We start from the raw sequence: 20,882 nt of genomic DNA on the forward strand, positions 1-20,882 counted from the left end.
CTTCCCGCCTCCCTCGGCGGCTTCATTTCACTCCCAGCGAATGTCCTTCACGCGCAGTTGGAGGTTGCGCACACCCCGGAACTCGTTCATCTCGATGGTGTAGCACACGCTGAACGGCTGGCCCTGGCGGATGCGGGTGTAGTAGTCGCCCAGCCCGAAGCCGATGGCGTCAATGGTGTGGCGGCCGTCCTGGGTGAGGGCCAGCTTAAGGTGGGAGTTGCCTACGATGCGCGCCGAGTCGGGGGCGGCGTACACCTGCTCCGACTGAAACACGGGGTTGGGGTTGCCGGGGCCGAACGGCTCCATCTGCCGCAGCAGGTTGAAGAAGCCCAGCGTAATGTCGCTGAGCCGGAGCGTCCAGTCGATTTCCACGGGCGGAATGAGTTGCTCGGGCTGGATGCGGCTGGCCACGATGCGCTCAAACTTTTCGCGGAAGGCGGGCACGTTTTCCAGGGGCAGGGTGAGGCCGGCGGCGTACATATGGCCCCCGAACTGGTCGAGCAAATCGGCGCACTCCTCAATGGCCTGGTGCACGTCGAAGCCCACCACCGAGCGGGCCGAGCCGGTGGCTTTGCCGTTGCTCTCGGTGAGAATGATGGTAGGGCGGTAGTACTTGTCGAGGCAGCGGGAGGCCACGATGCCCACCACGCCCTTGTGCCAGTCCTGCTTGAACAGCACCGTGGTGCGGGCTGACCGGAGCAGGTCGTCCTGCTCTATCATTTCCAGCGCCTCTTTCGTAATGCTGGTGTCGAAGCCGCGGCGCTCCTGGTTGGTTTTGTCGACCACGCCGGCTGTCGAAACGGCCTCGGCGGTGGTGTCGGCCAGCAGCATGGCCACCGAGCGTTTGGCGTCGCCCATGCGGCCGGCGGCGTTGATGCGGGGCGCGAAGCCGAACACGAGGCTGCTGATGTTCAGCTCGGCGTTTTGAATGCCGGCCAGCTCGCGCAGGGCGTCGAGGCCGGGGCGCTGGGGGTGACTGGAGTCGTTGAGCAGGCGCAGGCCGTGGTAGGCCAGGGTGCGGTTTTCGCCGGTGATGGGCACGATGTCGGCGGCAATGCTCACGGCCACCAAGTCCAGCAACTCATACAAGACCTCCTCGGGCAGGCCCTGGTGCTGGGTAAAAGCCTGCATCAGCTTGAACCCCACCCCGCAACCCGACAGCTCCTTGTGCGGGTACTGACAGTCGGGGCGCTTGGGGTCGAGCACGGCTACGGCCTGGGGCAGCTCGGCGCCGGGCAAGTGGTGGTCACAGATGATGAAGTCGACGCCGCGCTGGTTGGCGTAGGCTATCTTCTCCACGGCCTTTACGCCGCAGTCGAGGGCAATGATAAGCTGGTAGCCGAAGTCGGAGGCGAAGTCAATCCCGGCCTCCGACACGCCGTAACCTTCTTTGTAGCGGTCGGGGATGTAGTAGTCGATGCGCTCCGGCCCGAAATACTGGCGCAGGTAGCTGTACACTAGCGCCACGGAGGTAGTGCCGTCCACGTCATAGTCACCGAACACCAGCACCCGCTCGCCCAGGTGCAGAGCCCGCACGAGGCGGTCTACGGCGCGGTCCATGTCGCGCATCAGCAGTGGGTCGGGCAGTTGGCTTAGGTCGGGCCGGAAGTAGGCGCGGGCCTCTTCAAACGTGCACACGCGGCGCTGACAGAGCAGGGCAATGATGGCTTCGTTCACGCGCAGCACGTCGGCCAGGTGCCGGATTTGCTCCGTATCGGGCGTGGGCTTGCGAATCCATCGTTTTTCCATACTGCTGCCAATTGCTACCGCGGGCGGTATCTTCAAAAGTAAGAAGAAAAACCGCGTTTTCGGCGTGGGCCTCACCCCCCGGCCCCCTCTCCCGTGGAGAGGGGGAGCCAGTTCCGGGTCGTTCTGCGCCGCCCTGTCGGCTACCGCCTCCAGAACGGCTACCAAACTGTAGTAGCACAGTGGCTGCGTAGCGGCTGAAGGGTTGTAGCAGCTACACGTAGTAAAACGCCGCGCCGCGTAGGTGTGCCAGAAACGTTCGGGCGTCTCTTGCACCGCTACGCGGCGCTAGCCTGTTCTTTCCCCATCTATCTGCAAACCTGTAGGCCGCTACGCGGCTACCTTGTTGGCACAACTGGGTAGCCGTTCTGGAGGCGGGAGCCGACAGGGCGGCGTAGCACGACCTGTCGGCTGGCTCCCCCTCTCCGCGGGAGAGGGGGCCGGGGGGTGAGGCCAGATTCCTCGCTGCGCTCGGAATGACAGCTATTGGTTTACGTCGCCGCGGAGCTTGCGGAAGCGTTTGCGGGCGTCGGCGACATAGATGCTGCCGGGGTATTTGACCAGCACTTGGTTGTACAGCTCCTGGGCTTTGGCTGCGTCGTGCAGGTTTTCTTCCAGGATGGCGGCGGCCAGGAACAGGGCGTCGTCGCTGAGCACGTCGTACTTCGGGTTGGCGGTGATTTTTTCCAGGGTGGTCAGGGCGCCGGGGTAGTCGCCGGTGCGGCGCTGGAGCTGGGCTTTCAGGTACCAGGCATCATCCTGGAGGGCGTGGCCGGGGTATTTCTGGAGCAAAGCATCGAGGCCGCGCAGAGCTTCGGGCAGCTTGTTTTGGAACACCTGCTGCTCCACGGCGGCGTAGTCGCGTAGGGCCAGGCCGGCGGTGTCCATGGCCGTGTTGTCGGTGATAAGCAGGCTGAGCTGCATGGCATCGTTGGCAATTTCGCGGGTGGTGGCCTGCTTCAGAATGTCGAGGTGGGACTTGGCCAGGCGGAAGTCGCCGGCGAAGTAGCTGAGGCGGGCGTTGCGCAGCTTGGCCTCGTAGCCCAGCGGCGTGTCCTTGTGCGACTTCTCCACCTGTGAGTACAGCAGCGTGGCCTCCCAGGGCTCGTTGCGCAGCAGGTAGATGTCGGCCAGGTCTATTTTGGCCTGGTCTACCACTTCCAACGGGGCCCGCGGCATGTCAATGACTTCTTGCAGGAGCTTGATGGCCGGCTCTTTCTCGTCGAGCTGAAAAGCTTGTAAGGCGGCCATGCTGCGCAGCACCGGCGCGGTTTCGGGGGTGCGGCCCAGGTCTTGCAGCACCTGCTGGTAGTCCTGGAGCAGGCTGCGCAGCTGGGCCACGTTCACGGGGTAGGTGGTGCGGACCTGGTCTTCGCGGGTTTGCACGAGGCGCTGGCGGGCCAGGGCATAGAGCGGCCGGCCACGGTACTCGCGCACCACGTAGTCGTAGCCCTGAATGGCGCTTTCGTAGTCTTTGTTGCGGCGGGCAATTTCGGCTACTTCCAGCACCCGCTGCCCCTCGGTGCGGCCGCGCCGGTCGAGGGCCTTGGCCTGCACCAGGGCCCCGGTGAAGTCGCGGCGCTGCACGTGCAGCCACAGCAGCAGCTCACTGTACACGGGCAGCTCCGGATTTTTCTGCACCAAGCTCAGCAGCTCCTTTTCCAAGGCATCAAAGTCTTTCTCGTCCTGGAGGCTGTTTTGCAGCATGTTGCGCACGAAGGGCAGCTGCCGCTCGTCGTTCTGCACCAGGCGCAGGGTTTCGGCCATCAGCTTGTCGCGCTGCCCGCTTTGAGTGTAGAGCTGAATAAGCTGGGGCGCGTACTCGGTTTCGGTGCGGGCCAGCTCCCGCCCGCGCAGGTAGGTGCGGGTGGCCCAGTCGGGCAGGCTGGCCTGTTGGAAGGCCGCCGCTACGGGCAATACCTGCTCGGGCCGGCTTAGCTGGCTGAGCACCCGCTCCCACTGCTTCTGGGCGGCGGGCTGGTCGCCGGCTTTGGCCAGCACCGTGCCCAGCGTCACGCCCAGGCTGGGGTCGTCGGGGCGCTGGCGCTGGGCCCGCTTCACCAGCTTCTCGGCGTCGCGGTGGCGGCCCAGGGCTTGCAGAGAGGTCAGGTAGTCGGGCAGCACGTTGGCGGCGGTTTGCTCGTCGGTGCTCAGGCGGCCGAAGAGGTAAGCGGCTTTGTCGTGCTCGGCCTTGCGCACGTACTCGCGGGCCAGTTGCACCCCGCCTTCTTGCTGGGCCAGCGTGGGAGTGGGCTGGGCAGCCAGCCCGCCCAGGAGCAGTAGAGTCAACCCGCACGCGGGCAGCACAGAACGTAGACGCATGGTCGTTACCGATTATTCTTTGCTATCAACCCGCAAGTAGCCGATTTCATTGCAGGCCGAGCAGAAAGATACGCAACCCTGCTGACCCCACCCTCCGCTCCTGTATGCGTGGAATGGACATACTACCTGACCAGCGTCAGTAGGTGAAAAACAAAAGCATACATGCGCTTTGAAATACAAAGTTCTTTTATCTACTTTGCTCACGCTATCCGACCCAGGTAGCCATAGGCGGAGGCACTTCCTCAACCTTGGCCTTACGTACACATTTCCCTGACCTGGTTCCTGGCCACGGCCGGCGCTGGATTCTGACCTCGCTCCATCACAACTCGTTTTCAGACGTCTTTCTGCCATTCGTAAACCCCAACGCTCTACTACCATGACTCTTACCCAACGTATTGTTCGCCCTGCGCTTGTAACGGCAGGCCTTCTGCTGGTGCCTTTGGTGGCAATGCAGTTCACTCAAGAAGTGGCCTGGACCCTGTCCGATTTCATTGTTGCTGGTGCCCTGCTCTTCGGTACAGGCCTCGCGTATGAGTTGATTACGAGCCAGAGAGGCAATGGCGCGTACCGCCTGGCGGCCGGCGTTGCGCTGGCAACTGCACTGCTGCTGGTTTGGGTGAACTTGGCCGTTGGGCTTATCGGCAGCGAAGACAACCCCGCCAACCTGCTGTATGGCGGAGTGCTTGCCGTTGGGCTCGTGGGCGCCATCATTGCGCGCTTCCGGCCGCGGGGCATGGCCCGCACCATGCTGGCGGCGGCGCTCGTGCAATTTCTGGTTCCTATCATTGCGCTACTTATCTGGAAGCCCGAGCTTACCCTGGGGGTAGCAAAGGTGTTTGGGGCCAATGCCCTCTTTGTTGTGCTGTGGCTGGGTGCGGCGCTGCTGTTTCGGCGCGCCAGCAGCACCGGCTTATAGGCTGGTCGTTGAAGATTGAAAAGTAACAAACTGAAGTATTTTGGGCAGCCGCCTGACCGTCCTGCTGAGCAGGTGGTGCATCAAGCCAGGGTGCGTAGCCGCCGAACCGCAGGAAGGCGTAGCCAAGCAGCTTTACCGCTGGCTAACTATTAACGCTTGCCCAACGAAGCGGGAGAGATGCTTCGCGGGGCTCAGCATGACAATACCAGCACAACTAGGCTTCACAAACACAAGAGCCACTCCTCAAGGGAAGTGGCTCTTGTGTTTGTGAGGACCAAGCTGCGGCTTAGAAGAACTTGGTGCGGTTGTCTTTCACGTTGGCGTGCTGCTTGATGGCTTCGTAGGTGAGGCCGTCGGTGCGGGCGGCGCGCTGGGTGGCCAGTTGCTGGCGGATGGGTTTCAGGTCGGCGGGGGCGGGGGCAGGCTGCACCGTTACGGGCTCCACTAGTAGCACACCCTGCTCCCCGGCCAGGGGTTCCGACTTCTGACCGGGTTTCAGGCCAAAGGCTTTGCCCACGGCTACCGGCTCGTTGCCGAGGCCCGGAATCTGGCCCTGGCCCAGCACCACGCCATCGGCGGTGCGCACCTGGGCGGCGGCACCGTAGGCCTGGGCTATCTGCTCCAGGGTGCCTTTCTTGCCTTTTAGCTTGTTGATGATTTGCTCGGCCTTCAACTCGTTGCGCACGGCAGCCGTGATTTCGGGCTTCACGCTGGCCAGGTCGGCGGTGCCTTTGCCCCGCTCGCCGGTGAGCACGGCAATAACGTACTGGTCGCCGATTTCAAATACCTCTGACACGTCGCCTACTTCGGTTTCTTTGCCGGAGGTTAGGTTCACGCCGTAGGCCCAGCGCACCAGCTCCCGGGCACCTTGCAGGTTGTTCACGGCCAAGTCGCCGCGGCCCAGGTTTTTGGCTTCTACCTTCTGCAGGCTCTTATCCTTGGCTACGGCCCGGCGGAACGACTCCAGGTTGGTGGCTTCGCCCTTCAGCTGCTGGGCTTTCTGGTAGGCGGCGTCGCGGGTAGCGTCGGAGGGCTGAATGCTCTTTTGCACGGCGGCTACCTGGTAGGTTTGCGAGGTTTTGGGCGCCGTGATTTTGATGATGTGGTAGCCGAAAGAAGTTTTCACCGGAGCGGGCAGCAAGCCGGCCGAGGTAGCCCCGAACACAGCCTTCTCAAACTCCGGCACCATGCGGCCCTGCTGGAACCAGCCCAGGTCGCCGCCGGTGGCAGTGGTACCGTCCGAGCCGTACTGGCGGGCCATGGCGGCAAAGTCGGCGCCGCCCTTGATTTTGGCCAGCACCTCGTTGGCCTTGGCTTTGGCGGCAGCATCGGCCTCGGGCGTGGTGCCCTCGGCTTTGATGAGGATGTGGCTGGCGCGGGCAGCGGCCTGGGCGCCGGGCTTCTGGTTCATCACCTTAAACAGCGAGTAGGTGCCGTTTTCGGCGAAGGGGCCGTACACCTTGCCTACTTGCAGGGGCAGCTGCTGGCGCAGCTTCTCGGGCAGGTCGGCCGGCGAGAGGTAGGCACCGTTGAAGGGCGCGTCCGAGTTCAGCTTCACAAAGGCGGAGTCGTTGGTAGCCGTGGCAAACTGAGCGGCCAGCTCCTCCACCGTCTTGCGCACGGCGGCGCTGTCTTCCCGCGAAGCCACCACCGGCACAGCCACGTACTCGATGCTGCGGCCATCTTCTACCTTGTAGCGGCCCCGGTTTTTGTCGAGGTAGGCCTGTAGCTGCTCGTCGGTCACTTTCACGCTGGAATCCGACAGCGAGTAGTAGGGCACGAACAGGTAGCGCAGGTTGGCGCGGCTGTTCTGGGCTTCGTGAAAGCGCTTGGCCTCGGCCGTCGTCACGTAGGTGCTCTGCTTGAGCAGGTTGGTGTACTTAATGCTCAGGCGCTCGGGGCCCAGGTTTGCCTCGAAGTTAAGGAAGGCCTCCTTAGCCTGGGGCGGGGCCTTGTCGAGGTTGCGCAGGTACTCCAACACCTTGGCTCGGTCAAACTGCCCGGTTTGGGGGTTGGTGAAGGCCTGGCGGATGCTGGGGTGGGGGTTTTCGCCCTGCACCATGTCGGTTATTTCTTCGTCCGACACCTTCAGGCCCAGCTTGTCGAACTCCTTCTTAAAGGCAATGCGGTAGAGGGTCTGGTTCCAGGCCTGGTCGCGCAGGTAGCCCATGGCCTGCTCGTCGGGCTGGCGGCCCTGCTGCTGGATAAAGGCCTGCTTGGCTTGCTCCAGCGTAGCTTCAAAGGTTTCCCGGTCTATTTTTTCGCCGGCCACCTCGCCCACCACGGTGTCGTTCTGGCTGAAGAAGCTGTTGCGGCCGTACAGGAAGTCGCCGCCCAGCATAAAGAGCAGCAGGCCAATGATGATGGCCCCGATTGCCCAGCCCGATTTTTCCCGAATCGTGTTAATTAATGCCATTTACTTGAAGAAAAGCACAGTAGAAGAGTGGATTGAGGCGCAAAATAACCAAAAAAGGGTGAGAGGTGAGGTGGTAGTGAGGTAAATGGTTACAGGGTGACAGGTGACACGTAACAGGTAAGGGAAATGGTCCTGCTGAGCGCAGGCACAGGCGCAGTCGAACCGAAGGTCAGCGAAGCCAAGCGTCTCTCCCGCTGGCTGCTTTCTGACGACTGCAACGAAGCGGGAGAGATGCTTCGACAGGCGGACGCTTGATGAAGCATGACGGGCTACTTGTCACCTGTCACGTGTCACCCTTTACCTCCTCCCCTTCTTCGCCGCTTTCTTGCTGGCGGCTTCGGTGGCTTTGCGGGCGGCTTCGGCCTCGGCGGCGGCTATTTTGTCGCGCTGCCGCAGGTAGCGCAGCCAGATAATCAGCCCGAAGGACAGCATGAACAGCCAGTAGTTGTCGTAGAGGCCATCCATGCTGCCGCTGGCCAGGGTCTGGTAGCAGGCCACCACAAACGTGAACACGCCCAGCACAAACAGGATGGTGCGGCTGATGCCGGGGTCCCAGAATTGTTTCATAAAACCGTGGGGTGTGGCAGGCTAGCGGGCTGGCGCGTCGGGAGCCGGCGCGTTTTGCAGGGTGAAGATGCCGGTGGGCGTCAGGATGCTGTAGCGCGAGAAGTCCTGGTTGGCAGTCAGGCCCCGGCCGGTCAGCACTTCGGTGGGCGTGGTGACGCGCACGGCCACGTCTTTTTGGGTGTAAATCTGGGCCTTTTGCTTGTCGAAGAAGGCTTCTTCGGTGCTGAGCGTCTGCTGCTTCTGCTCGTTGGTCACCTGCACGTTGCCGCGCAGGGTGTACAGGTTTTTCTCTTTCTCAAACTTGCCGTAGTTGCCCACAATGGTGCTGGCTACGGTGCGCCCGTCAGCCGCCAGCGAGGTCAGCCGTACGCCCTTGGGATACACGATGTTACCGTTCTCAAACTGCTGCTCCAGCGGCGAAGTCAGGCGGATGCGCAGCCGGGCCGAGTCGCTGATTAGCATGAGCACGTTGTTGGTTTCCACAATGGGGCCATTGTAGGCTACCTTCTTGGTCACACTGTCGCTGTCCGACTTCTGGCAGCCGGCTGCTGGCAGCAGCAATACCGCTAGCAGCCACACGCGGCGGGGTGCTTGACTTCTTTCCTGCTTCATCTTCCCTTCAGCCTACTCAATGCGGCGCTTGATAAACCAGCGGTTGTTCAAAGTCACGCCCAGCTGCATCCGCACGTAGCTTTCTTTCACGTTACGCTCCTGGGTGCCGTCGGTGAGGGAGCGGACGTCGGTGTTGCCGCGCTGCCCGTAGGTGAAGCCCAGGTTGATGGTGGTGGCGTCGAGGGGCGTGGCGTTGGGCAGCGGCAGGGCAAAGCCCCAGCTGATGGACCGGTCGTAGAGGGCGGCCCCGCCGGGACGGTAGGGCAGCTGGGCCACGTTGATGCCGGCGCGGTACGTGACGCGCCGGAAGTAGTTTTCCACCGACGTCGGGTCCGGGGTCAGTTCGCCGCCCACGCCCACGCGGTAGGTGTCGCTGAGCAGCACGCCGGAGCTGCCGCCCTGCTCGCCAAAGGCCCGGAACTTCGACCACTGCTGGTGGGCCGCATCCAGGCTCAGGCTCCAGCTGCGGTTGTTGTCGAAGCTCACGCCCACCTGCGCCAGGCCCGGCACGGTGGCGCGGCCCGGCACTTCGGTTTCCAGCGTAGAGGCGGCCACCGTTACGCCTTCCACATTTTCGCGGGTGAAGGTAGTGGTCCGCTCGCCATCCAGCTTCGAGGGGAAGCTGTACACGCCGCCCACGTTGAAGTTCAGCTTGTCATTGACCTTGCCGCGGTAGTGAGCCCCGGCCCGGAACGTGAAGTCGGAGTAGTGCACATCCTGCAGGAAAATGTCGTTGGTCAGCTCCGAGGCCGGCGTGGAGCCGCCCGGCGACACCAACGTGCCCAGGCGCTGCTCGATGTTGCCGAACACGTAGCCGGCCGAGCCGCCTACGGTCAGGTTCTTGCCCAGGCGCACGGCCTGGCCGATGTAGGCCTCGGCCAGGCCGCCGCTGCCTTTGTACTGCTTGAGCACCTGGGCGCCGGGCGCGCCCTGCACGGGGTCCACGGTGTTCGACTCGTAATCGACGGAGCTGAAGGGCTTGAGGCCAATGGCGCCGGCCCAGCGCCGGCTCAGCGGCACGGCCAGCGACAGGTAGCTCAGGTTGGCCGAGCCCGTGCGCTGGGAACTGACCGTGTTGCGCAGGGTTTTGAACTGAGCGCTGTAACCGGCCTCGAAAGTGGTGCGGGCGGTATAGTACAGCAGGGCCGGGTTCAGCTCATTGACGTTGACGCTGTTGGGCGCCGCCACCCCAATGCCGCCCATACTCATTTGCCGCACCCCGCCCATGTTGGCGTTGGCGTCGCCGAGGCCCAGGCGCGAATACGGCGAGTTGCCGAGGCCCTGCCCGTGTGCAAACGTAGCCACCAGCAACCCCAGCAGCGAAAGACCCCCGGCGCGGCCGGCACAATTACGTTGAGACATGGTGTACTAGAATTCGGTGGAGCCCAATCAACACAAGCTCCGGAACAACAAAGATAGGTCCTTTCAAACGGGCGTAGAAAAAGCCGGCATCACCCCCGGCCAGCACCACGGCCAGCTGCGGAAACTGCCGCCGGTAGGCGTCCAGCATTCCCTGCACCTCGGCCGCAGCCCCGTTCAGCACCCCGCTCCGGATAGCCGACTGCGTATCGGTGCCGGTGAGCGGTACGGGAGCAGCCGGGTCGGCGGGAACTGCTACCAGCGGCAGCCGCCCCGTAAACACCTCCAGCGCCCGAAACCGCATGGCCAGGCCCGGCGCAATGCTGCCCCCCCGAAACGTATGGCCGCCCTCCACCAGGTCGCACTTAATGGCCGTGCCGGCGTCGAGCACCACGGTGGTGCGGGCCGGTAGCAGCCAGGCGGCCCCCACGGCCGCGGCCAGTCGGTCGGCGCCCAGGGTGTGCGGCGTGGCGTAGGCATTGTGCAGGGGCAGCGGCGTAGCGGCCGGCACAAACTCCAGCACTGGCCCCGCCACCACGGCCCGCAACTCCGCTGCCCACGCTGCCCCCGGTTCCGCCACCGACGACACAATGGCCGCTTCAGGACGCAGGCGCGGCAGTTGCTCCCGCAGCTGGTCAGCCGTCAGGCCCGCGGCATTTTCCACCAGCCCGTCACCTTCAAAGTACCCGTACTTGATGGCCGTGTTGCCAATGTCCAAAGCCAGTGCGCGCACAGAGTAGGGAAAGAGGTGAAAAGTGAGGAGAAATGCCTCCCCCGTTAGAGCCGCCCGGTAGCCGGGCGGTTGCGTGGCTACATGAAATATTTCAGGCGGATAACTTCTTTCTCGTTGAGGAAGCGCCACTTGCCGCGGGGCAGGTCTTTCTTGGTCAGGCCGGCGTACTGCACCCGGTCCAGGCTTACCACGTCGTAGCCCAGGTGCTCGAAGATGCGGCGCACGATACGGTTGCGGCCAATGTGCAGCTCGATGCCCACAAAGTGCGGATTGCCGGCTACCACGGCTACGTCGTCCACTTCGGCTTTACCGTCTTCCAGCTCCACGCCTTCCGCAATCTGGCGCAGGTGCTCTTCGGTCAGCGGCTTGTCCAGCTCCACCTGGTAGATTTTCTTGTTGCGGTGCGAGGGGTGCGAAAGTTTCTGCGCCACCTCCCCGTCGTTGGTAAACAGCAGCAAGCCCGTGGTGTTGCGGTCGAGGCGGCCCACCGGGAAGACGCGCTCCTTAGAGGCACCGGCCACCAGGTCCATCACGGTGCGGCGGCCTTCGGGGTCGTCGGTGGTGGTGATGAAGTCCTTGGGCTTGTTGAGCAGCACGTACACCAGCTTCTCCCGATTCAGGTTGGTTTTGCCGTACTGCACCGTGTCGCCGGGCTGCACCTTATAGCCCATTTCCGTCACCACCTGGCCGTTTACCTTGATTTCCCCGGCCGCAATCAGCGCGTCGGCCTCGCGGCGGGAGCAGATGCCGGCATTGGCGATATAGCGGTTGAGGCGGGTTTCGTCGGTTTCGGCGTCCGACTCCGTACGGCGGCGCTTGTTGCCGCGGCTACGGTCTTCCTCGTAGTGCCTGAGGTTTTTGTAATCGGGCGCCTCGCCGGCTACCTCGCCGTACTTGCGCTTGCCGGCTTGGTTGGAGTCCAGGTCGCGGCCCGTGCGCTTATTGACTGGGCGGTCGGGGCGCTCCGCAAACGGCCGCTCCTCCCGGCGGCCCGCACCGCCGCGGGGGTCGCGGGCGTCCCGGTCGTTGCCGAAGCGGCTAGGACGAGCGGTGGGCCGCTCGCCAAAGCTGCCGCCCCCAAAGCCTCCCTCCCGCCGTTGAAATCCGCCGGCTGGCTTGCGGGGCTCAAAGTCGCGTTTGTCGCTGCCAAAGTCGCTGCCACGGCGGCCTTCGTCACGACGAGCATCGCCGCGACGGTCGTCGTCACGGCGGCTGTTTTCTCTGTTGCCGGTGGGGCGTTCCTCTCCCAGCCCATCGGGGCGGCTGCGGTAGTCGAACGGCCGGGCCGGGCGAATCTCGCGGCCGGCACTATCGAAACGGGGAGCCTGGCCAGGACCACCACCAGCCGGGCGGAAGCCGCCTGGGCGGGCGTCGTCCCGCTCGTTCGGGTTTTGCTTTACAAACTTCCGGTTCCGCTCACCCGGCAGGCCGCGGGGCACGGCCGACTTGCCCTCCGTCCGATACGGCTGGCCGCTCCAGGTTTTTTGGGGGGCGTAAGGCCGGGCAGGCCGCTCGTCACGCTCCTCTCCCCTACCGAAAGAGCGCCGGGAGTCGGTATCGTTGAACCGTCCTTCGCCGCCCCGGCCGTAGCCCGAGCCAGCAGCACCGGGCTTGCGGGGCCCGCTAAAGTCAGAGCCGCCAAACTTCTTAGGGGCACCGAAACCGCTGCCCGACGAGCGGCCGAAAGCAGGACGCTCCCCCGCGCGGCCACGGGGCGCATCGGGGCCGCCGAAGCGGGGGGCACCGCCGGACCGCTCGTCGCGGCCCCGGTCAGGACCCATAAACTTGCGGAAGCCCTCGCCACCAGCGCCGGGCTTATTGGTACGGTTGGGGTTTCGGTCGCGGCGACCAGAGTTCTCGTCGGAGAAATGTTTCTTGCCCATGTGGAAGAAGCGTGCGTGCCGTATCGCTACGGTACAAGGTGAGGAAGTCAGTAAAGCAAAAGGTGGCAGGGCCGGGGTCAGTACAACCGCGGACCGCAGAAAACAGTGCCCGGACTAGCTCCGCGGCTTCTCCGCTCTAGGAGAGACGCCGGGCGCAGGTCCGGGCAGTGTGAGAGGGGTGGCGAGGTTAGTCGCGGCGGGCCATTTTGGCCTCAATGGAGTGCTGGGTGTGGGGCACGGCGCGCAGGCGCTCCTTGGGGATAAGCTTACCCGTGCCGATGCACACGCCGTAGGTGCCGTTCTTAATCCGAACCAAGGCGTTTTCCAGCTGCTGGATGAACTTCATCTGGCGGGAGGCCAGCTGGTTCAGGCTTTCTTTCTCGGCTGTATCGGCTCCGTCTTCCAGCACCTTCGACGAGGAAGCCGTGTTGTCGGTACCCGAGTCATTACGGCGGCTCAGCGTCTCTTTGATAAACGCTACCTCCTTGCGAGCTGCGGTGAGCTTGTCCTGAATGATTTGCTCAAACTCCGCTAGGTCTTCCCTGGAATAGCGTAGGGCTTCTTCACTCATGTCAGTACAGGAAGATTAAAGGATTAAAAGAATACAGGTTCTGGCTAAGCTCAGCCGAGCCAGTGTTGTGGTTGTGCCCCCAACAGCAGACTGCCCGAATAAGTTTATCCCGGCGGTGCGCTGCCAAAGTGGTGCTTGAATGGAAAGCTGAGACGATACCCGACTGGCAATCCGGCATTTCCGGCCGCAAAGCTACGGTTTTGTTGCACATTCAGCCAGCCTCGGCCAAACAAGCGGCCAGAGCCTAGAAGCCTAGAAGCCTAGCATGTGGATGGCGGCCACCGCCGCTTCCACGCCTTTGTTGCCGTGCTTGCCGCCCGCCCGGTCCCAGGCTTGCTCCAGCGTATTCGTCGTTACCAACCCAAAGATGACGGGCTTGTTGAACTTCAGCCCCACGTTGGTAATACCGTTGGCTACAGCGTGGCAGATGTAGTCGTCGTGCTTGGTTTCGCCTTTGATAACTACGCCCAGGCAAATGACGGCGTCAATTTCCTCGTGCTGGGCCAGCAGCTGCGCGCCCAGCGTCAGCTCGAAGCTGCCGGGCACGGTATTGCGGAAGATGTTGTCGGGCTGGGCCCCGTGCTTGATGAGCGTATCGTAGGCGCCGCGGGCCAGCGTGTCGGTAATGTCGCGGTTCCACTCGGCCACCACCAGCCCAAACCGCTTGTCGGCAATGTCAATGAAATGGTCGGAAGTGTAGTCGCTCAGGTTTTTGAGGGAGGTTGCCATGCGTTGCGGAGGTGCCGTTGGGTACGTGGTGGGCAGGGGTTTCGGCGCCAAAGATACGCTGACCACCGCAGTCGGCCCCTGACCCGGTGGCCCCTAAAAAAGAAGGCGACCCGTGGGTCGCCTTCTGTGCAGCGTATAAGAGCGGGTAACCTACTTGCCGGCCTGAGCTTCGGTGCGAGCCTTGTATTGCTTGGCCTCCGTTACCTCAGCGGCGGCGGGGTAGTCGGTCAGGATTTGGTCGTAGGCTTTCAGGGCGCCGTCGTAGTCCTTGGCCAGCTCACGGGCCGTGGCTTCCTTCAGCAGATAGGCTGGCGTGAACTGCTCGTTGGCGTTGTGGTTGGCGGCTTTGCTGTAGAAGTCGGCCGCTTCTTTGGGCTGGTTCAGCTCCAGGTGGGCGTCGCCAATCAGGGAGTAGGCGCGGGCCTGCACCAGCAGGTCATCGGAGCTGAAATCTTCCAGGTAGTCAATGGCCTGCTTGTACTGGCCTTGCTTCAGGGCGGCCACGCCGGCGTAGAAGTTGGCTAGGTTGCCGGCGGCGGTGCCGCTGTACTCCGCAGCCACCCGCTCCAGTCCCAGGTGCTTGCCGTCGCCTTTCATTGCCTGCTTCAGCGAGTCGGACTCCCAGTAGCTCACAGCAGGAAACAAGGCGGCCTGGCCTTTGCTGTCCTGCGAGGAGCGCCACATGTAGTAGCCCACCCCTCCTACTACGGCCAGCACCACGGCGGCCAGCAAGCCCAGCAGCACGTTCTTGTTGCGGCGCACAAAGTCTTCCGACTCAATCAGGCGCGTAGCCAGGGCGTCCGGGTCTTCCAGCAAGGGATGCTCCGGATTGTACGACTCAGCCGGTTGCAGGGGGTCCGGGGAAGCCACGCGCTGCTGGCGGGCCTGGGGGCTTTTACCGGTGAAGGGAATTTTTGACATGAGATTACGAGGAGAATGACCCGTGTCGGGCCGGATAAACGTCCGCGGCGGTTAGTCGTGGATGTAGGGATAGTCCTGCTGCACGTACACATCCTTGTACAGCTCGTCGGGGGTCGGGTAAGGCGAGTTTTCGGCAAACTCCACCGACTCCTGCACCTGAGCTTTGATGCGCTCATCAATGGCCGTTAGTTCTTCCTCGGTAGCCATGTTGTGCGTGAGGATGGTGTGGCGCACGGCTTCGATGGAGTCGCGGGAGCGGTAGTCTTCCACTTCTTCCTTGGTGCGGTACTTGGCCGGGTCGCTCATCGAGTGGCCTTTGTAGCGGTAGGTTTTGAACTCCAGAAACGTAGGACCTTCGCCGGCTCGGGCCCGCTCGGCGGCGCGGGCTACAGCGTTATGCACGTCTTCTACGTTCATGGCATTCACTGGCTCCGAGGGCATGTCGTACGCCTCACCCAGGGTGTACAGCTCGGTCACGTTGGAGGAGCGCTGCACCGAGGTGCCCATGGCGTAGCCGTTGTTCTCAACCACGAAGATGACGGGCAGCTTCCACAGCATGGCCATGTTGAAGGCTTCGTGCAGGGCGCCCTGGCGCACGGCGCCGTCGCCCATGTAGCAAATGCAGAGGTTGCCGGTCTTGTTGTACTTCTCAGCGAAGGCAATGCCGGCACCCAGCGGTACCTGCCCCCCTACGATGCCGTGGCCGCCCACGAAGTTTACCTCTCTATCGAAGATGTGCATGGAGCCGCCCTTGCCTTTGGAGCAGCCGGTGGCTTTGGCAAACAGCTCGGCCATGATGGCGTTGGGCGAGGTGCCCAGGGCCAGCGGGTGGGCATGGTCGCGGTAGGCCGTAATCCACTTGTCGCCCTTGGTGAGGGCTGATACGGCGCCGGCCACGCAGGCTTCCTGGCCAATGTAGAGGTGGCAGAAGCCTTTGATTTTTTGCTGACCGTAAAGCTGGCCGGCCTTCTCCTCAAACTTGCGCATGAGCTGCATTTGCTCATACCAGCGCACGTAGGTTTCCTTCGGGAATTCCGGGTTGGCCGGGGTCGTAGCTTTGGGGGCTCCGGTGGCGGCAGCGGCTTCGCTGTTGGCGGGTGGCAGCACCGGGTCGGGCTGCTTCACCGTATCGGGAGTAGCCTGGGGTTTGTTGGCCGAATTGGAGGCCTTTGGGGCACCCTTTACTTTCGTCTCCGCCATCTTGCTTTCAATTATTCGCGTTTGGAATGCGAAAGTACGTAAAAGGATTGCATTTCCGAACCCCTGCATGATACTCGAAAGCCTGCATCTGTTGTTCTTCAAAAACTACGAAGAAGCCAATTTGAGCCTGTCACCGCACATCAACTGCTTCGTGGGCGACAACGGCAGCGGCAAAACCAACCTCCTCGACGCTATCCATTACCTCTCGCTGACGAAGAGTGCCTTTGCCCCTTCTGATACGCAAAGCATAAAACAGGGAGAAGAGTTCTTCGTGGTAAAAGGACGTTTTCGCACTCTGCCCGCCGAGCGGCCCGAAACCATCCAGTGTAGCCTGCGCCTGGGCCAGAAGAAGGTGTTGACCCACGACAAGCAGCCTTACGAGCGGGTGTCCGACCATATCGGCCGCTTCCCGGTGGTGCTGATCTCGCCCTACGACACCGACCTAATCCGGCAGGGCAGCGAGGAGCGGCGCAAGTATTTCGACAGCCTTATTTCCCAGCTCGACCATGAGTACCTGGAGCAACTGATGCGCTACAGCCACTTGCTGAAGCAGCGCAACTCCCTGCTCAAGCTGGCCACCGACCGCCAAGCCGGCTACGACCGGGACTACCTGCTGACCTTAGATGAGCAACTGGCTCCCGTGGGGCAGCAGCTGGTCCAGCGGCGGCAGGAGTTTTTGGCTGAGTTTGAGCCTATCTTCCAACGTCACTACGCCCAACTGGCCGACTCCCGCGAACAGGTAACCCTAGTTTATAAGAGTGAGCTACCTGGCGCCGATTTTCTGAAGCTGCTGCGGCTTCAAGAGCGCAAAGACCTTACGCTGCAGCGCACCACCGTGGGTCCGCACAAGGACGACGTGTCTTTTCTGATGGATGAAGTCAGCGTGAAAGGGTTTGGGTCACAGGGCCAGCAGAAGTCATTTGCCATTGCCCTCAAACTGGCGCAGTTTGAAATTATGGCGCAGCGCAAGCAGCACAAGCCTTTGCTCCTGCTCGACGACATCTTCGACCGCCTGGATGAGAAGCGCATCACTCGCCTCATGCAGCTGGTGGCCAACCATACGTTTGGACAGATATTCCTGACCGATACCCACCTGGAGCGTACGGATCGTATCCTTGGGTCCTTGTCCGAACAGATTCGCCGGTTCCGAGTGGAAGCGGGGTCGGTGGTTCCGCTGTAAGCAGGTACCTTTACTGAGTTGCGCACCACCTTCGCGCGTATATTACCACAATGAATTCAAAAAAACACTACAGCTCCGAAACTTCCCGTAGCTCTGACATCCAACCGTTAAAGGAAGGTATTTCGGCTTTGCTACGAGCGTATCGCCTTCAAGGTAAGCTCAACGAGGTAACGGTTGTTTCGAGTTGGGAGCGGGTCATGGGCAAGGCGGTAGCCCTGAAGACTCAACAACTGTACGTCAGCAACAACAAGCTTTTCGTGCGCCTCTCCTCCGCGCCCTTAAAGCACGAGTTGGTCATGGCGAAGACCCGGGTGCTGGAACTCATCAATGCGGAGGTGGGTGAAGAAGTAGTTAAAGAGGTTGTCTTTTTGTAGAAGCTCTTCTATTGATATCTGTTAAGCTGCACTCCTATCCGGTGTGCAGCTTTTTATTTAGCTCTATCTACTCCAGCTAGTTTTTATGGCTGGGCATTCTGAGTAAGTCCAAATTCAGGTGCCAGCACTTATGTCCTGCCGCGTATTTGGGTTGTCTGTTGCCGACCCAGAATCAGTGCATCAGTTACCTTATTGTCTTTGATTGTCTATTTCGCTCTCGTAACCATCGAGCTGCATTTCTCCTAAGCAGCTGTTAGGATTTGGTGCAGCGTCGGACCGCTGTAGTGCCGCGACTCTAGACAATCCCCTCCTACGGTTTGCAGCTGCTCGTGGGTAAATCATCCAAGCAAAGTGGACGCGAACTGCCAGTCGGCGTAGCCTAGGCGCGTGTCTCCACGGCAGTTAAGTCCTACACATAGTGCAGAACGCTTTTTGAGTTACTATAGGTATTCGGTTAGGACCACGCTGCGCATGGCGAAGCATAATGGCCTTTTGTTGGTGTAGGTTATCCGCTTGATGTGCCCTTTGTTCATTTAGGGCTACGCGTGTGCTCTTAGCTGGCCCAGGCCTGGCCACCTTGTGACTGACTTGCTGAAAACCGCTTCGCCAACCTGAACTCTCTACAATGAGAGGGTCCTAAGTTGTAGCACTAGTACATCTCAGGTTGGGACTTTACTTGCCCCTTATCTAGCCTTGCTGCTTACCATCTGCTATTACTAGCGCTACTTCAAAAATTGTTCGTGCGCAGGTGTAGGTTGGCACCTCGTAAACTATCCTAATGCGTTACCTCTATAGTTGGTTGTCCTCGATTTAGGACTTGCATGTTAGGCTACCATGGTTCTTCGCCTTTTACATTCTTTTACTCTATACATATCTACTCGTGCTTGTCTTGATGGACTATGTACGAAGCTGCTATCCTGTTGACCATATCACTTCACAATCTTCCCGTCCGCGTTGCTAGACGTGTAGTCACTTAGCTCAGGGTTGCTTCTATCCAACTAGTAATTACAGTATGGAACACCGACTGTGGAACAAATATGTTTCACGTGGAACATATCTGTCATTTTGGGCCGTACACCTTTAACAATAGCTCATTATACGCTTCGAGCAGAGCAATATACTTCTGCTGTAGCAGCATAAGCTGTTTTAGACTGTCAGCCTCCGTGTTTGACGAAACAGGTGTACGAGTATTTGTAACACGTTCTGTATGATTTGTTACATGAGACACCGTATTACTTACAGTGAACGGTATTACAGCTTGTAGTGGTAACGTAAAGTCATGAGAAAAGTCGTGTTGTATTATCTCACCCACGCGTTTTACAAATGATGCATCAAGTGTCTCATCTTTGAATTTACGGTATATCGTGGGACGTGTAATGCCAAGCTCCTCCACGATACGCGTAATGGAAATACCGCTGTTTTTGATTGCTTCTTGCAGGATTTCGCCTTGATGAGGCATAGTTGCAGGAGTAAAGGAGGTGGAATGTGTAAATATGAGCAATGGGTGCTGATTACACAAACGTAAGCGAAACAAAACTGTTCGTATTACAAGCAAGACGTAACAAGTGCACAAACGTTGTAACGTGTAATAAGAAGAGTTGTTACAATAATGCATAGTGTTACAATGTAATTGTTATTACACATACGCCTTATGTGTGCGTTACACCTGCTGATACACAGTATCCCTTGTCACCTCCAACTAAAGGATGACGACCCCGTTCCTTTACTAACTACGCAAAGCCAGAAGTCTATCCGGATAATCGGTGGTGATGCCGGCTGGCTTGAAGGCGAGTACCTGGGCTAAATCGGCCGGAGTGTTTACGGTCCAAGGGACGAGTTGCATGTCCAGCTCGCGGAGGCTGCTGACCAGGGCGGGCGTGAGCAGATGAAAGTGCGGACCGTACACGGCCGGCTGAAAGCCCAGCTCGGCCAGGTGCCATGCGAGAGGTTGTTCGTCTTCGACCAGCAGGCACAGCGGCAACTCTGGAAACACCTGGTGCGCTTGCCGAAGCACCCGCTTATCGAAGCATAGCAGCGTCGTGCGTTCCAGTACCTGCGCGGCTCGCAGCTCGGCCACCGCCAGCTCCAGAAAAACGTCCGGCGCCGGGTGCCGTAGGTTGTCGCCGACGGCGGTGCTTTTCAGCTCCACGCTGTAGCGCACAAGTGGCCGGCCAGCCCGCCGGCAGTACTGCTCACACTCGGCCAAGACAGTTCTGAGCAAGGGCTTGTGGGCAGGCAGAGTAAGCTGCTCTGGAAAGCCCGGATGCTGAGTCAGGCCGCAGTCATAGCGCTGAATTTCGGCGTAGCTGAGCTGGTAGATGTTGTGGGCTTGCTGCTCAGTGGGCAGTATAGGCTGGCCATCGGGAGTGCGGCAGATGGCGGCCGAAAACCACGGTTCATGCGAAACCACAACCTGCTTATCGGCAGAAATAACCACGTCCAGTTCCAGCACATTAACCCCGAGTTGCAAGGCGTGTAGGAAGGCTGGCAGCGTGTTTTCGGGGCGTAGCCCCCGGCATCCTCTGTGGCCGTGCACTTCAGGGAAATGGCTTGTTGGGTGCATACACAAAATCTGGTTGGCGCTGCCCCTTGCTTACGTATACCCGCAGCAACGCGCCGTTACCACTTGCCAGGCGGCGCATTCACTGTATTCTTGAACTAGTTTCCAGCACCATATTTCGCACGTATGACCAAATCCCGCTTCTTGTTGTTCATTCTGGTGCTGGCTGCCGCCGGCGCTGCCTGGTATTACCGTCATCTGACGACTACGCCCGAGTATGCCCTGCTACAGGCCGCTAAAGCCGCACAAACGCACGACATAGCCGCTTTCGAGAAGCACGTGGACGTACGCAGCGTGGCCGACAACCTCGTGGACGACGTAGCAGCGCAAGCCGACGTTCTGAATGACCTCTTTCCCGGCAACGCCGTTCGGCTGGGGCCTGCTTTACAGCTGCTTAAACCCCAATTGGCCCAAACGACCCGCGCGCAAGTAAGGCGTTATATCGAAACGGGCTCGGTGGAAGCAGCCGCCCAGGCCCAAGGGCCACTCGGTGTTTCGGTGCTGGGGGCGGGTGGGGCACTGTTTGGCTCGGGAGGGCAGTTCAAAGGGGTGAAATACACTCGCCGGCAAGCAGACCAGGCCATTGTAGGTTTGGAATTCACGCAGCCGCGGTACGATACCACCTTGGTGCTGGAAGTGCAAATGCGGAACCAGGGCACCTATTGGCAAGCCACCCGTATTGCCAACGCTGGGGCCCTGCTGCGTAGCGTGGCTCGTTTGGAGAAACAACGTCTCCTAAGAAACTAGTCTAGCAAAATAGCGTCGTCGCCAGCCCCTCATGCCACTCATGCAA

18 protein-coding genes are annotated in these 20,882 nt (G+C 60.8%); 4 read left to right on the forward strand and 14 right to left on the reverse strand.

Annotated features, from left to right (window positions below):
• Window positions 1–27 precede the first annotated feature (27 nt).
• The gene (recJ, locus tag OIS53_RS14565; RefSeq protein WP_264679298.1) at window positions 28–1,749 is read right to left on the reverse strand and encodes a single-stranded-DNA-specific exonuclease RecJ; all 1,722 of its coding nucleotides are present in this window, start codon (window positions 1,747–1,749) and stop codon (window positions 28–30) included.
• Window positions 1,750–2,229: 480 nt separating this feature from the next.
• Window positions 2,230–4,068: a tetratricopeptide repeat protein gene (locus OIS53_RS14570; protein ID WP_264679299.1), complete on the reverse strand. Its 1,839-nt coding sequence runs from the start codon at window positions 4,066–4,068 to the stop codon at window positions 2,230–2,232.
• A gap of 376 nt (window positions 4,069–4,444) precedes the next feature.
• On the opposite strand from OIS53_RS14570, the gene OIS53_RS14575 reads away from it, so the two are divergent.
• Window positions 4,445–4,984 carry a hypothetical protein gene (locus tag OIS53_RS14575; protein ID WP_264679300.1) on the forward strand — a complete coding sequence of 180 codons (540 nt, stop codon included), beginning with the start codon at window positions 4,445–4,447 and terminating at the stop codon, window positions 4,982–4,984.
• A gap of 286 nt (window positions 4,985–5,270) precedes the next feature.
• Here the strand turns inward: OIS53_RS14575 and OIS53_RS14580 are convergent, their stop codons facing one another.
• The 10 genes from OIS53_RS14580 to pdhA all read right to left on the reverse strand — a co-directional run bounded on the left by OIS53_RS14580 (window position 5,271) and on the right by pdhA (window position 15,975).
• A complete protein-coding gene (locus OIS53_RS14580; RefSeq protein ID WP_264679301.1) occupies window positions 5,271–7,400 on the reverse strand; it encodes a peptidylprolyl isomerase in 2,130 nt (709 codons plus the stop codon).
• 297 nt (window positions 7,401–7,697) lie between these two features.
• A complete protein-coding gene (locus OIS53_RS14585; RefSeq protein WP_264679302.1) occupies window positions 7,698–7,967 on the reverse strand; it encodes a hypothetical protein in 270 nt (89 codons plus the stop codon).
• A 21-nt stretch (window positions 7,968–7,988) separates the two neighbouring features.
• Window positions 7,989–8,579: an LPS export ABC transporter periplasmic protein LptC gene (lptC, locus tag OIS53_RS14590; RefSeq protein ID WP_264679303.1), complete on the reverse strand. Its 591-nt coding sequence runs from the start codon at window positions 8,577–8,579 to the stop codon at window positions 7,989–7,991.
• 12 nt (window positions 8,580–8,591) lie between these two features.
• On the reverse strand, window positions 8,592–9,941 hold the full coding sequence (locus tag OIS53_RS14595) for an OmpP1/FadL family transporter (protein ID WP_264679304.1): 1,350 nt from the start codon (window positions 9,939–9,941) through the stop codon (window positions 8,592–8,594).
• On the reverse strand, window positions 9,928–10,671 hold the full coding sequence (locus tag OIS53_RS14600; RefSeq protein WP_264679305.1) for a type III pantothenate kinase: 744 nt from the start codon (window positions 10,669–10,671) through the stop codon (window positions 9,928–9,930). Before OIS53_RS14600 ends, OIS53_RS14595 begins: the two co-directional genes overlap by 14 nt.
• A 77-nt stretch (window positions 10,672–10,748) precedes the next feature.
• Window positions 10,749–12,554, reverse strand: coding sequence for a pseudouridine synthase (locus OIS53_RS14605; RefSeq protein ID WP_264679306.1), 1,806 nt, complete (start codon window positions 12,552–12,554; stop codon window positions 10,749–10,751).
• A gap of 187 nt (window positions 12,555–12,741) precedes the next feature.
• Window positions 12,742–13,125: a TraR/DksA family transcriptional regulator gene (locus OIS53_RS14610; protein ID WP_264679307.1), complete on the reverse strand. Its 384-nt coding sequence runs from the start codon at window positions 13,123–13,125 to the stop codon at window positions 12,742–12,744.
• A 252-nt stretch (window positions 13,126–13,377) separates the two neighbouring features.
• Entirely contained in the window at window positions 13,378–13,854 is a 477-nt protein-coding gene (gene ribH / locus OIS53_RS14615; protein ID WP_264679308.1) for a 6,7-dimethyl-8-ribityllumazine synthase, read from the reverse strand.
• Between the two features lie 150 nt (window positions 13,855–14,004).
• Window positions 14,005–14,775, reverse strand: coding sequence for a tetratricopeptide repeat protein (locus tag OIS53_RS14620; RefSeq protein WP_264679309.1), 771 nt, complete (start codon window positions 14,773–14,775; stop codon window positions 14,005–14,007).
• Window positions 14,776–14,826: 51 nt separating this feature from the next.
• A complete protein-coding gene (gene pdhA / locus OIS53_RS14625; protein ID WP_264679310.1) occupies window positions 14,827–15,975 on the reverse strand; it encodes a pyruvate dehydrogenase (acetyl-transferring) E1 component subunit alpha in 1,149 nt (382 codons plus the stop codon).
• 67 nt (window positions 15,976–16,042) lie between these two features.
• Between pdhA and recF the strand changes: the two genes are divergently transcribed.
• Together recF and OIS53_RS14635 are read left to right on the forward strand one after the other, a co-directional pair.
• Window positions 16,043–17,155, forward strand: coding sequence for a DNA replication/repair protein RecF (gene recF / locus OIS53_RS14630; protein ID WP_264679311.1), 1,113 nt, complete (start codon window positions 16,043–16,045; stop codon window positions 17,153–17,155).
• A 50-nt stretch (window positions 17,156–17,205) separates the two neighbouring features.
• Window positions 17,206–17,529 (forward strand): DciA family protein, encoded by a 324-nt coding sequence (locus OIS53_RS14635; protein WP_264679312.1) that lies wholly within the window; start codon window positions 17,206–17,208, stop codon window positions 17,527–17,529.
• Between the two features lie 1,060 nt (window positions 17,530–18,589).
• On the opposite strand, the gene OIS53_RS14640 is transcribed toward OIS53_RS14635, so the two are convergent.
• Both OIS53_RS14640 and OIS53_RS14645 read right to left on the reverse strand, forming a co-directional pair.
• Complete coding sequence (locus OIS53_RS14640) at window positions 18,590–18,988, reverse strand: helix-turn-helix domain-containing protein (protein ID WP_264679313.1); 399 nt, start codon at window positions 18,986–18,988, stop codon at window positions 18,590–18,592.
• A gap of 267 nt (window positions 18,989–19,255) precedes the next feature.
• On the reverse strand, window positions 19,256–20,092 hold the full coding sequence (locus OIS53_RS14645; RefSeq protein WP_264679314.1) for a glycerophosphodiester phosphodiesterase family protein: 837 nt from the start codon (window positions 20,090–20,092) through the stop codon (window positions 19,256–19,258).
• A 123-nt stretch (window positions 20,093–20,215) separates the two neighbouring features.
• Between OIS53_RS14645 and OIS53_RS14650 the strand changes: the two genes are divergently transcribed.
• Window positions 20,216–20,836: a hypothetical protein gene (locus OIS53_RS14650; RefSeq protein WP_264679315.1), complete on the forward strand. Its 621-nt coding sequence runs from the start codon at window positions 20,216–20,218 to the stop codon at window positions 20,834–20,836.
• The last annotated feature ends 46 nt before the right edge of the window (window positions 20,837–20,882 follow it).

The sequence above is a fragment of the Hymenobacter sp. YIM 151500-1 genome (assembly GCF_025979885.1).
Classification (GTDB): Bacteria; Bacteroidota; Bacteroidia; order Cytophagales; family Hymenobacteraceae; genus Hymenobacter.